The 11,944-nt window shown below is 73.7% G+C and carries 9 protein-coding genes and 1 pseudogene; 4 read left to right on the top strand and 6 right to left on the bottom strand.

The window, feature by feature from the left end; all coding sequences use genetic code 11:
* Positions 1-336 precede the first annotated feature (336 nt).
* Positions 337-1,296 carry a LysR substrate-binding domain-containing protein gene (locus AC5K6T_RS25345; RefSeq protein ID WP_493212533.1) on the bottom strand — a complete coding sequence of 320 codons (960 nt, stop codon included), beginning with the start codon at positions 1,294-1,296 and terminating at the stop codon, positions 337-339.
* A gap of 141 nt (positions 1,297-1,437) precedes the next feature.
* On the opposite strand from AC5K6T_RS25345, the gene AC5K6T_RS25340 reads away from it, so the two are divergent.
* Positions 1,438-1,992, top strand: coding sequence for a peroxiredoxin (locus AC5K6T_RS25340; protein ID WP_493212531.1), 555 nt, complete (start codon positions 1,438-1,440; stop codon positions 1,990-1,992).
* 3 nt (positions 1,993-1,995) lie between these two features.
* Positions 1,996-2,529 carry an alkyl hydroperoxide reductase gene (locus AC5K6T_RS25335; protein WP_493212530.1) on the top strand — a complete coding sequence of 178 codons (534 nt, stop codon included), beginning with the start codon at positions 1,996-1,998 and terminating at the stop codon, positions 2,527-2,529.
* A 32-nt stretch (positions 2,530-2,561) separates the two neighbouring features.
* Here AC5K6T_RS25335 and AC5K6T_RS25330 read toward each other — a convergent pair whose 3' ends face one another.
* The 4 genes from AC5K6T_RS25330 to AC5K6T_RS25315 form a co-directional block, all read right to left on the bottom strand.
* Positions 2,562-3,902 (bottom strand): AI-2E family transporter, encoded by a 1,341-nt coding sequence (locus tag AC5K6T_RS25330; protein ID WP_493212528.1) that lies wholly within the window; start codon positions 3,900-3,902, stop codon positions 2,562-2,564.
* 130 nt (positions 3,903-4,032) lie between these two features.
* On the bottom strand, positions 4,033-4,731 hold the full coding sequence (locus tag AC5K6T_RS25325) for an aggregation-promoting factor C-terminal-like domain-containing protein (protein WP_493212526.1): 699 nt from the start codon (positions 4,729-4,731) through the stop codon (positions 4,033-4,035).
* Positions 4,732-5,128: 397 nt separating this feature from the next.
* Positions 5,129-6,454 (bottom strand): RNA 5'-3' helicase PhoH2, encoded by a 1,326-nt coding sequence (phoH2, locus tag AC5K6T_RS25320; protein WP_493212524.1) that lies wholly within the window; start codon positions 6,452-6,454, stop codon positions 5,129-5,131.
* Positions 6,455-7,271: 817 nt separating this feature from the next.
* Positions 7,272-8,045, bottom strand: a complete 774-nt coding sequence (locus tag AC5K6T_RS25315; RefSeq protein WP_493212523.1) for an isoprenyl transferase — start codon at positions 8,043-8,045, stop codon at positions 7,272-7,274.
* Positions 8,046-8,944: 899 nt separating this feature from the next.
* Between AC5K6T_RS25315 and AC5K6T_RS25310 the strand changes: the two genes are divergently transcribed.
* Positions 8,945-9,415, top strand: a complete 471-nt coding sequence (locus AC5K6T_RS25310) for a DUF192 domain-containing protein (RefSeq protein ID WP_493212522.1) — start codon at positions 8,945-8,947, stop codon at positions 9,413-9,415.
* A 61-nt stretch (positions 9,416-9,476) separates the two neighbouring features.
* On the opposite strand, the gene AC5K6T_RS25305 is transcribed toward AC5K6T_RS25310, so the two are convergent.
* Positions 9,477-10,484 (bottom strand): EamA family transporter, encoded by a 1,008-nt coding sequence (locus AC5K6T_RS25305; RefSeq protein ID WP_493212520.1) that lies wholly within the window; start codon positions 10,482-10,484, stop codon positions 9,477-9,479.
* A 98-nt stretch (positions 10,485-10,582) separates the two neighbouring features.
* Between AC5K6T_RS25305 and AC5K6T_RS25300 the strand changes: the two are divergent.
* Positions 10,583-11,491, top strand: a pseudogene (locus AC5K6T_RS25300) (LysR family transcriptional regulator); the annotation flags it as partial.
* Between the last annotated feature and the right edge of the window lie 453 nt (positions 11,492-11,944).

The raw sequence follows: 11,944 nt of genomic DNA, 5'->3' as shown, positions 1-11,944 counted from the left end.
AGTGCCCCTGTGTGGTGCCGTGCGGCCCCGGCGCCGTCGTGGCCGGTCGCGCAGTTCCCCGCGCCCCCCGTCGTGCGGCCCCGGCGCCGTCGTGGCTAGTCGCGCAGTTCCCCGCGCCCCCCGTCGTGCGACCCCGGCGCCGTCGTGGCTAGTCGCGCAGTTCCCCGCGCCCCCACAGGGCACCCGGGGAACGCCCCCTCCGATACCCGGGGAACCTCCGCACCCGCGCCGGACCGAGGGGCGCCGGGACGCTGAGCGCCCCGCTCGAAGTGCCCCCGTGTGACGTCCTCCGACCCCGGCGCCGTCGTGGCTAGTCGCGCAGTTCCCCGCGCCCTCTCAGGGTCGCTCCTCCTGGTCCAAAACGCGTACGGGCAGCGGGCGGAGGGCCGCGCGGAGGGCGGATGCCAGTTCCTGGTACTCGGCGCCGCGCGCCGCCCCGGTCCGCATGGCCAGCGCGATCCGGCGGGTCGGCGCGGGCTCGGCGAAGGCGCCGGTGAGCAGTTGGCTGCTGCGGCTGGTCTCCAGCCGCAGCGCGGTGCGCGGCAGCAGGGTGCACCCCAGGCCGCCGGCCACCAGCTGGACCAGGGTGGACAGCCCGGCGGCGGTGGTGGTGACGTCGGCGTCCTCGCGGCCGGCCTCCCGGCAGATGTCGAGGGCCTGGTCGCGCAGGCAGTGGCCTTCGTCCAGGAGCAGCAGGTTCAGCTCCCTGAGCGCCTCGCGGGGGATGCCCTCGCGGCCGCCGAGCTCGTGGTCCAGCGGGGTGACGAGCACGAAGTCCTCGTCGAACAGGGGGAGTTCGGTCACACCCGGGACGCCGAGGGGTACCGCGAGCAGCAGCAGGTCGAGCCGGCCGGTGGTGAGGCCGTCGACGAGGCTCGCGGTCTGCTCCTCGTGCACCTGGAGGTCGAGGTGCGGATAGCGGTCGTGGGCCAGCCGCAGCACGGTGGGCAGCAGGTACGGCGCGACGGTGGGGATGACGCCGAGGCGCAGCGCGCCGGTGAACGGCGCGCGGACCGCCTCGGCCTCCTCCAGGAGCGCGCCGAGCGCGGAGAGGACGGCCTGGGCGCGCACCGCGAGGCGCTCCCCGGCGGGGGTGAGGAGCACCTTGCGCGTCGTCCGTTCGACGAGGGTGACGCCGAGGGCCTCCTCCAGTGCGGAGACGGCGCCGGACAGGGCGGGCTGGCTCATGCCGATCGCGGCGGCCGCGTCCCGGAAGTGCAGGTGCTCCGCCACGGCGGCGAAGGCCCGCAGCTGGGACAGGCTGGGCTGGCGCCGCCTGGGTCCCGTGGTACTCACCGTCACTGATAGCCACCTCCGATCAACGTGCCCGAGTATAGCTATTTCCGTAATCAATGCTCCCTGTGCCACGATCGGCGACGTCCAACCCATGGGAGACACCCCTGAGAATCGGGTGGCTCCTCGCTGCAAGGAGAGCTAGTGCTCACTGTCGGTGACAAGTTCCCGGAGTTCGAACTGACCGCCTGCGTCTCGCTGGAGACGGGCAAGGAGTTCGAGCAGATCAACCACAAGACCTACGAGGGCAAGTGGAAGATCGTCTTCGCGTGGCCCAAGGACTTCACCTTCGTGTGCCCGACCGAGATCGCGGCCTTCGGCAAGCTGAACGACGAGTTCGCCGACCGCGACGCCCAGGTCCTCGGCTTCTCCGGTGACTCCGAGTTCGTCCACCACGCCTGGCGCAAGGACCACGACGACCTGCGCGACCTGCCCTTCCCGATGCTGGCCGACTCCCGGCACGAGCTGATGCGCGACCTCGGCATCGAGGGCGAGGACGGCTTCGCCCAGCGCGCCGTCTTCATCGTCGACCCGAACAACGAGATCCAGTTCACCATGGTGACCGCCGGTTCCGTGGGCCGTAACCCCAAGGAGGTCCTGCGGGTCCTCGACGCCCTGCAGACCGACGAGCTGTGCCCGTGCAACTGGAGCAAGGGCGAGGACACCCTCGACCCGGTCAAGCTGCTGGCCGGTGAGTGAGGCATGTCCCTCGACTCCCTGAAGTCCCGCGTCCCGGACTACGCCAAGGACCTGAAGCTCAACCTGGGTTCGGTCATCGGCAACTCGGACCTGCCCGAGCAGCAGCTGTGGGGCACGGTGCTGGCCACCGCCGTCGCCTCCCGCTCCGCGATCGTGCTGCGCGAGCTGGAGCCGGAGGCCCGGGAGAACCTCAAGCCCGAGGCGTACCAGGCCGCCAAGGCCGCCGCCGCGATCATGGCGATGAACAACGTGTTCTACCGCACCCGCCACCTGCTCTCGGACCACGAGTACGGGAACCTGCGCGCGGGCCTGCGGATGAACGTCATCGGCAACCCCGGCGTCGACAAGGCCGACTTCGAGCTGTGGTCCTTCGCGGTGTCCGCGATCAACGGCTGCGGCATGTGCCTGGACTCGCACGAGCAGGTGCTGCGCAAGGCGGGCGTGGAGCGGGAGACCGTCCAGGAGGCCTTCAAGATCGCTGCGGTGGTCCAGGCCGTCGCCGCCACGCTCGACGCGGAAGCGGTCCTGGCCGAGTAGCCGGCCCCGGCTTCAGTGGCGCACGGCCCCGCTCACTCCTCCGGGTGGGCGGGGCCGTGCGCCGTCGTGGTGTGGGGCGCCTCCACCGGCGCCGCGTCCAGCACGGTGGCGCCCCGGGGCACGGGGGCCGTGCGCAGGGCGGGCTCCCGGCTGTACGCCCGCAGGTAGCCGACGACCGTGTTCGTCACCGCCACCAGCGGCACCGCGACCACCGCGCCGCCGATCCCGGCCACCATCCCGCCCGCGGCCACCGACAGCACGACGGCCAGCGGATGCACCCGCACCGCGCGGCCCAGGATGAACGGCTGCAGGACGTGGCCCTCGATCTGCTGCACGGCCAGCACCACCACCAGCACCATCACGGCCGTGAACACGCCCTGGGTGACCAGGGCGACCACGACCGCCAGCGCTCCGGAGACGACCGCACCGACCAGCGGGATGAAGGCGAACAGGAAGATGAACACGGCCAGCGGGACGGCCATCGGCACGTCCAGGAAGTAGATGCCGAGGCCGATGAAGACGGCGTCGATGAGCGCGACGACCACGGTGCCGCGGACGTACGCCGTGAGCGTCCGCCAGGCCCGCGGACCGGCTCCGGCCACACCCGGCCGGGCCGCCGCCGGGACCAGTTTCAGGGACCACTCCCAGATCCGCCGGCCGTCGTAGAGCAGGAACAGGGTCGAGAACACCGCCAGCAGGATGCCGGTCAGGGCCTCCACGACGACCGTGACGCCCTCCAGGCCGGCCGAGGTGATCTGGTCGGTGTTGGCGCCGATCGCCTCGCGGAGGTTCTTCGCGATCTCGTTGATCTGCTTGTCGGTGACGTGGAACGGGCTGGTGAGCAGCCAGCGGCGCAGTTCGTCGATGCCGTCCTGGACCTGGTCGGAGACGTCGTCGATGTTCTCCATGACCTGCCAGGTCACGAACCATCCGATCAGTCCCATGACGACGAAGCCGAGGATCGCGGTGAGCGCGGTGGCCGGCCCGCGCGGTACGCCGCGCCGCCGCAGCCAGGCCACGGTGGGCTGGAGCAGCGCGGTCATCAGCAGGGAGGCGACGAAGGCGAGGACGACCAGCTGTACGGCGCTGATGACCCGCATCAGCACCCAGACGGTGCCGGCCAGCACCAGCAGCCGCCAGCCGGCCTCGGCGGCGACCCGTACGCCCCAGGGGACGGCGTGCGCCGGGTCGGGCCGGTCCGGGGCGGCGGGGGGCGCCGCGGCCGTCTCCAGGGCCGGTGCGGGCCCGTGTTCGGGCACCGGGTCCGGTCCGGCGTGCTCCAGTTCCACCTCGGCGCGCCGTTCCTCCAGGCGGGCTCCCACCTCGGACAGCCCAGCACCGATCCACCCGAACCAGCCAGGCACCCGCGCCATGATCCCCCCTCCACGGAAGTCGTCGCGTCCGACCGTACACGCCGCCGGCCCCCCACCGTGAGGACGGTGAGGGGCTGCGGAGGAGCTGTGAAGAGCCTGGCGGCGGGGCCGTCGGCCGGCCGCGGGTGGCTCAGTACCAGTGGTTGGCCTGCCAGAAGGACCAGGCTCCGCACGGGCTGCCGTAGCGCCCGTTCATGTAGCTCAGGCCCCACTTGATCTGGGTGGCCGGGTTCGTCTGCCAGTCGGCGCCCGCGGAGATCATCTTGGAGCCGGGCAGCGCCTGGAAGAGCCCGTAGGCGCCGGAGGACGGGTTGACCGCCCGGTAGTTCCAGCTGGACTCGTGGTCGACGATGTTGCTGAAGCAGGCGAACTGGTCGCCGGGGACCATCTGGCGGGCCATCGCCTGGATCTGCGCGATGCTGTAGGAGCTCTGCACGGTGAAGGTGGAGGCGTCCCGGGCGGCGCTGCGGCTGGCGGCCTTCTGGGCCTCCTCGCGCTCCTTGGCCTTCTCGGCCGCCTCGACGGCGGCCTCCTTCTTGGCGATCGCGGTCTCGGCCGCGGCCTTGCGGGCCGCCTCCTCCGCGTCCTTCTTCGCGCTGAAGTCCGCGGCGATGGCCTGGGTGTCGGCCTGCTGCGTCAGAGACGCGGTCTGTACCTGGGCGTGCTGTCCCGCGGGGATGTCCGCGAGGAGCGTGGCATCGGCCGCCGAGGCCTCGGCGGCGTCGTTGTCCTGCGCGGTGCTGCCCGAGGCAACACCGACGACGCTTCCGACAGCGGTGACCGCGGTGGCGGAGGCCACTGCGAATCCCCGGACCGAGATCCGGCTCACACGGTTTCCTTCCAGCATCGCCCGCTTCGGTGACCCTCGCGGACGCGATCGTGCCCCTGACGCTGGCCTCCCCACTTCGGGTCACGGGAGGCACGGACCCGGTGGGCGACTCCCCGCCGGGGAGTGCCGCGTGGTGCTCGGGCGGCATACGACGGCGCTGTGGAGTTGGCGGTGGTGCTCAAGTCACTCCGCACCGCTGGGGGTACGGATGTGTCGCATGCGGGGCCTGACAGGAACGAGACTCTGCCGTAACCCGACGGCGCAAGGCAATTCCGCGTTGCGTGTGAAAGCTCACACCCCTTCCGTCCCTGGGGTTTTCGCCGAACGCCCCCACGCGAAGGCGCCGCCCCGCTAGGCTCTCGGCCTTTCGGGACGGCGCCAACTGGCCCGGTTCGCCTCAGATGTGACCGTCTTCCAGCATTTCCGTCACCAGTGCCGCGATCTGGGACCTTTCGGACCGGTTGAGGGTGACATGCGCGAAGAGCGGGTGCCCCTTCAGCTTCTCCACGACCGCCACCACACCGTCGTAGCGGCCGACCCGCAGATTGTCCCGTTGTGCCACGTCATGGGTGAGAACGACCCGCGAGTTGGCCCCGATCCGGGAGAGGACCGTCAGCAGGACGTTGCGCTCCAGGGACTGGGCCTCGTCGACGATGACGAACGCGTCGTGCAGTGAGCGGCCGCGGATGTGGGTGAGGGGCAGCACCTCCAGCATGCCGCGGGCGGTGACCTCCTCGATGACCTCGCGGCCGGCGACCGCGGACAGCGTGTCGAAGACGGCCTGCGCCCAGGGGCTCATCTTCTCGGCCTCGGTGCCCGGCAGATAGCCGAGTTCCTGCCCGCCGACCGCGTACAGCGGACGGAAGACCATCACCTTCTGGTGCTGCCGCCGCTCCAGCACGGCCTCCAGCCCCGCGCACAGCGCCAGCGCGGACTTGCCGGTGCCGGCCCGGCCGCCCATCGACACGATGCCGACGTCCGGGTCGAGCAGCAGGTCCAGGGCGACGCGCTGCTCGGCACTGCGCCCCTTGATGCCGAACGCCTCGCGGTCGCCGCGCACCAGGCGGACGTTGCCCTCGGCGGTGACCCGGCCGAGCGCGTTGCCCCGCTCGGACTGGATGGTCAGGCCGGTGTGCACCGGCAGGTCCGCGGCCTGGGGGACGTACACGTGCCCTTCCTCGAACAGGATGTCCACCTGTTCGCCGGGCAGGGTCAGTTCGCTCATCCCGGTCCAGCCGGAGTTCTCCGTGATGGCGAGCTCGGCCCGGTACTCCTCGGCCAGGAGGCCCACGGACGACGCCTTGATCCTGAGCGGCAGGTCCTTCGACACGACGGTGACGTCGAACCCCTCGGCCTGCAGGTTGCGGGCCACCGCGAGGATGCGGGAGTCGTTGTCCCCCAGGCGGTAGCCGCTGGGCAGCACGCCGGGGTCCGAGTGGTTGAGCTCGACACGGATCGTGCCGCCGAGGTCCCCGATCGGGATGGGGGCGTCGAGACGGCCGTGCCGGACCCGGTAGTCGTCCAGCAGGCGCAGCGCCTGCCGGGCGAAGTAGCCGAGTTCGGGATGGTGCCGCTTGGCCTCCAGCTCCGTGACCACCACGACGGGGAGCACGACCTCGTGCTCGTCGAAGCGGGCCGGGGCGTTCGGGTCGGCCAGCAGGACGCTGGTGTCGAGAACGTAGGTGCGCCGGTCTGACTTGTGGCGCTTTGCGCTGGTCACCACGGAAGGACGTACCCCCTCGGATGAGGTCGGGGAGCGACGAAGCGGAATCCGGGCCGGGAGGGCGGGAGGCCCGCCCTGGCGGGCGGGCGGAATCCGGCCGGTTGACGGCCCTCGCGCGCCGCGGGCCGAGAACCGGTCCTCCGCGGCTGCTTCCGTACGGTGCACGCACGGTGGGGCTGGTGCAAAGGGCCTCCCGGGCGGACGGCTCGGTACCGTCCGCTGAGATACGACACCCGTGGGTTCGGGTGTCGACCTGCTTGGCTTATGCCCTCGAACACCCGCGGCCATGCCAGGGGCCGGGGCGGCGGACCGGTGAACTCCGTGTGACGCGTGAGGCCGCGGCGTCCGCCGTGCCGCCCGTGCGGGCGCCTCCCCGGCCGTCGCGACCCTACGTCCGTCGGCCACCCGGCACTCGGTCCGGCGCCCGCCGCCGGCGCTCGAACAGACCCTGCCGGGCGGCCGTCCGGCACCCTGCCCGGCGACCGGCGCCCTGCCGACCCGCCGGCGCCCTGCCGGACGGCCGTCCGCGATGCCGCCGCCGTGCGGGCGGCCGTACGGGGACGGTGGCCCGGGGGCCGGCACCCGCGACGGCCGTACGCCCGGGGCCGTCCGAGGGCGGTGCCGCGAGGACGGCGGCGCCCCGGTCGCGGCGGCCGACGCCGCCCGTGCGTCAGGGCCCGAGCGGGTACGGCCGTCCGCACCGGTGCGCGGGGCGGGGGACGAGGGCGTCCCGTGACGGCGGGGAGGGCTCCGGTCGCCGGGGCGGCGGGCGGACGGCGTCGGGCGCGGGCGCCGCGACGACGCGCGAAGGGTCCGCTCAGCCGCCGTAGCGGCGGTGGCGGGCGGCGTAGTCGCGCATCGCGCGGAGGAAGTCGACCTTGCGGAAGGCCGGCCAGAAGACCTCGCAGAAGTAGTACTCCGAATGGGCCGTCTGCCACAGCATGAACCCGGACAGCCGCTGTTCCCCGCTGGTGCGGATGACGAGGTCGGGGTCGGGCTGGGCGCCGGTGTAGAGGTGGCGGCCGATCAGGTCGACGGTGACGGTGTCGGCGAGTTCCTCCAGGGAGGTGCCCTTGTCGCGCGCGTCGAGCAGCATCGAGCGGACCGCGTCGGCGATCTCCTGGCGGCCGCCGTAGCCGATGGCGACGTTGACCACTATCCCGTCGACGTCGCGGGTGGCCTCCTGCGCCTCCTTGAGGGTGTGCTGCATGGCGGGCGGCAGCAGGTCGAGCGTGCCGACATGGTGCACGCGCCAGCGGCCGTCGGCGCCGAGGGTGCGCACGACGTCCTCGATGATGCCCAGGAGGGGGACCAGTTCGTCCTTGGGGCGGTCGAAGTTGTCGGTCGACAGCAGCCACAGGGTGACGACCTCGACGTCCGTCTCGGTGCACCAGCCGAGGAACTCCTCGATCTTCTCCGCGCCCGCGCGGTGACCGTGCACGGTGGTGGAGCCGGAGGCCTTCGCCCAGCGACGGTTGCCGTCCATGATCACGCCGATGTGCTTGGGCACCTGAGCGTGGTCCAGGTGGCCCTCCACCCGGCGTGCGTACAGCCTGACGAGCAGGCCGCGCAGCTTGTCGCGCAGGTTCACGTGATGTTCAGCCCCTCCTGTGCGGATGCGGTCCCCGCGGCCGCAGCCTACCGCCGCTCGAGGATCGCTGGAGCCGCCGGGGCCGGGGCGGCCGCAGGGCAGCGGGGGGGCGGCGGCGGGCACGCCGCGAGCGGGCGCGCCCGGGGCGGCGGGAGGAGGAACAGAAAAACGGGCCGGTCCGTGGGGGGGAGACGGACCGGCCCGAGGGGGGGTTTCCACCATAACCCTTTGTAAGTGATGCTGCGTGCATCGGCGTGCCGTCATTACTCTCCGGAGCCGGACGACAACGGGGCTACGGGCGTGGAATGCCTGGTTCAGGGCGTTTTCGTGGCCGGATCACACCGAACGTGCGGAATCGGGCCGGGTCCTCCCGACGGGCTAACCGGGGACGAACGCCCACTTGACGGGCGGAGGGAGGCACGGCACCGCGCAGCCCCCTCCACTGCGCGGTGCCGCCGCGCAGCTTTGCCAACGCGAATTGCCTTGGTCTGAACTTACGCGAGATCGGTGATCCTTAGCGACCCGATCGGGGTAACGATGTGGAAAAGCTGTGAACACTGAGGCGGAAGAGATGCAGGGGGTCGGTCGACGGGTGCCGGGCCGCGCCCGGCGGGGTCCCGGACCGGCGCCACGGGCTTTCACCCGCCCTCCGGGGCCGGGCGGGCGCACGGCGCGCCGACCGTCGGTTCCCGGCCAATCCTGCGCGGCGGGCCCTTCCCCGGCCGCCGGGGCCGTTCGCGCGCGCCTCCGCCGGCGCCGTGCCCGGCCCGCGAGAGGGCCGCACCGAACCCAAGAGGGTCGTACGAGCGGCTTGCGTACGCCGCGGACAACTCCTCTACGGTCGAGGCGAGTCCGGCGTGACCGCGTACCGGACCGGAGCCGGACGGGAGGTGCCGCGGATGGCGGCGGGGCGACGCTGGAGGGACGGCCGGGGAAGGCTGACGGTGGAGAGCGGAGGCCGGGGCGGCGACGCGGGCGGAAGCGACTACGAGGACGGGGGCGGGGACGGGGGCGGGGGCGGGGAGGCGGTGACCGTCCCGCTGGAGCTCGCGACGTCCTACCGGGCCCGCACCCGGGGCCTGCTGGGCCGGGACCGCGTCACGGGCGTGCTGCTGCTCTCCCCGGCGAGCGGCGTCCACACCTTCGGCATGCGCGTGCCCATCGACGTGGCCTACCTGGACCGCCGCCTGCGGGTGCTCGCGGTCCGGACGATGCGCCCGGGACGGCTGGGCCTGCCCCGGCCGCGTGCGCGGCACGTGCTGGAGGCGGCGGCGGGCGCGATGGCGGGCTGGGGGCTGCGCCCGGGGGCGGTGGTCCGGGTGGAGACCGGCGGGCCGGAGGCGGACGGCCCGCCGCGCCGGGCGTCCTGACCTCAGGCCCGGCGCGGCGGTCCCGGACGGACCTTCGGAACACGCCCCAGGGGGCATGCCGTCATGATCCGACGGAGGCCGTGCCGGGCGCCGCGCCGTCCACGGGACGGGCGGCCTCGGAGCGGGGCCCGGGGGCGGGTGCGCGGTCGGGAGCGGGCCCGGGGTGGCGCGCGGGAGCGGGCCCCGGGCGGCGCGCGGCCGCCGGCAGCAGGCGGCGGCCGGGAGCCAGGGAGGCCAGCCCGACCCCGCCGACCAGCAGGGCGGCGGCGACCCAGCGCAGGCCGCCGACGGGCTCACCGAGGAACAGCGCGGCCGAGGACATCCCGAAGACGGGGACGAGGAGGGAGAAGGGGGCCACGGTGGAGGCCGGGTGGCGGCGCAGCAGCCAGCCCCAGGCGCCGAAGCCGAACACGGTGGTCACCCAGGCGACGTAGACGACGGTGCCCGCGCCCTGCCAGTCGAGGGTGCGCAGCGCCGCCGTGTCCCGGTCCCAGCCCTCGGTGAGCAGGGACAGCCCGAGCAGCGGCAGCACTGGGACGGTGCTGACCCACACCATGAAGTTGAGGGCGTCGGGCGGTGCCGCCCGGCGGGTCAGGACGTTGGAGGCGCCCCAGCAGGCGGCGGCCGCCACGCAGAGCGCGAAGGCGGCGAGCGGGCCGGAGGTGCCCTCGTCGACGGCCGCCACGGCGATCCCGGCCAGGGCGACGGCCATGCCGGCCGCGGCGCGCCCGGAGGGCCGCTCGCCGAGGACGGCGAAGGCGATGAGGGCGGTGAACACCGCCTGTATCTGGAGGACGAGGGAGGACAGTCCGGCGGGCATGCCGTTGTCCATCGCCACGAACAGCAGCCCGAACTTGGCCACGCCCAGCACCAGTCCGACCGCGACGATCCACTTCCACGCCACCTTGGGCCGGCCGACGAGGAACACCGCGGGCAGCGCGGCCGCGAGGAAGCGCAGGGCGGAGAAGAGCAGTGGCGGGAAGTGGCCGAGGCCGATCTCGATGACGGTGAAGTTGACGCCCCAGACGGCGGCGACGAGGACGGCGAGGGCGAGGTGAGCGGGTCGCATGCGTCGAGGATCACCTCGACGGACCGTTCAGCACCAGCGATGATTGCTGCATGCTCCGATGAAGCAGCACTTAACGGAACACGTTCGGGAGGCCCGCCGTGCTCGATCTCCAACGCCTCCGGGCCCTGCACGCCGTCGCCACGCACGGCAGCGTCGGCGCGGCGGCGGCCGCGCTCGGCTACACGCCGTCCGCCGTCTCCCAGCAGATCGCCAAGCTGGAGCGGGAGACGCGGACGGTGCTGCTGGAACGCGAGGGCCGCGGGGTCCGGTTGACCGCCGAGGCACACCAACTGGTCGGTGTCGCACAGGAGTTGCTGGCACTTGTGGAGCGGGCGGAGACGGAACTGGAGGAGCGTCGCGGGGTGCCGGCCGGGCGGCTGACGCTGGCCGCGTTCGCGTCGGCCGCGCGCGGGCTGCTGCCGCAGGTGCTGGCCGACCTGGCGCGGCGGCATCCCGCGCTGGACACCCGGCTCAGCGAGGTCGATCCGCATCTGTCGGTCGACATGGTCGCCAAGGGCGCGGTGGACGTGGTCGTGGCGCACGACTGGGACATCGCGCCGATGCGGGTGCCGCCGGGTGTGGAGCGGGCGGTGATCGGGGACGACCGGTGCACCCTGCTGGTGCCGGCCGGGCATCCGTTCGCGGGGCGGCAGGCCGTGCGGCGCGAGGAGCTGGGCGGGGAGCGGTGGGTGTGCCAGCCGGCCGGGCGGGTGTGCCACGACTGGCTGATGCGGACGCTGCGAGCGGCCGGACACGAGCCGGAGATCGTGCACCAGGCGGACGAGAACCCGACGCTGGTGGCGCTGGTCGCGGCGGGGCTCGGCGTGTCGCTCATCCCCCGGCTGGGCCGCGGCCCGCTGCCCGCCGGAGTGGCGGAGGTGGCGCTGGACCCGGTGCCGGTGCGGCGGCTGTACGTGCTGTGGCGGGCGGGGGCGGGGCGCCGGCCGGCGATCGCGGAGACGGTGCGCACGCTGCGGGCGCACTGGCCCGCGCAGCCCCCGCCCGCGTCCACCGCCGGCACCCGCACCACGGCCCCCACGGGCAGCGCCACCACCGGCACGGCGGTCCCGGCCACCACCGGCACGCCCTCCTCCGCCACGGCCACCGCCGGAGCCACCGCCACCGCCACCACCGCCACGGTCACCGCCGGAGCCACCGCCACGACAGCCACCGCCACCGCCCCGTAGCCGCCGTCCGCCGGAGCCACCGCCACCGCCACCGCCACCACCGGAGCCCGCCACCGGCACGGTCACCACCGGAGCCACCGCCACCGGCACGCCCTCCTCCGCCACGGCCACCGGCACGGTCACCGCCGGAGCCGCCGCCACGACAGCCACGGCCACCGCCCCGTAGCCGCCGTCCGCCCGCCGGAGCGGGGGCGCGGCCCGGCACGGCCGTGGGGGCCGGACGCCGGGACGCGGCCCGCGCCCTTCGCCGCGCCTTCCCCCGGCCGGCGGAGA

The organism is Streptomyces sp. B8-7 (assembly GCF_058833805.1).
Note: the sequence above shows the minus strand (reverse complement) of the source record. Positions and strands in the feature narration are given on the sequence as shown.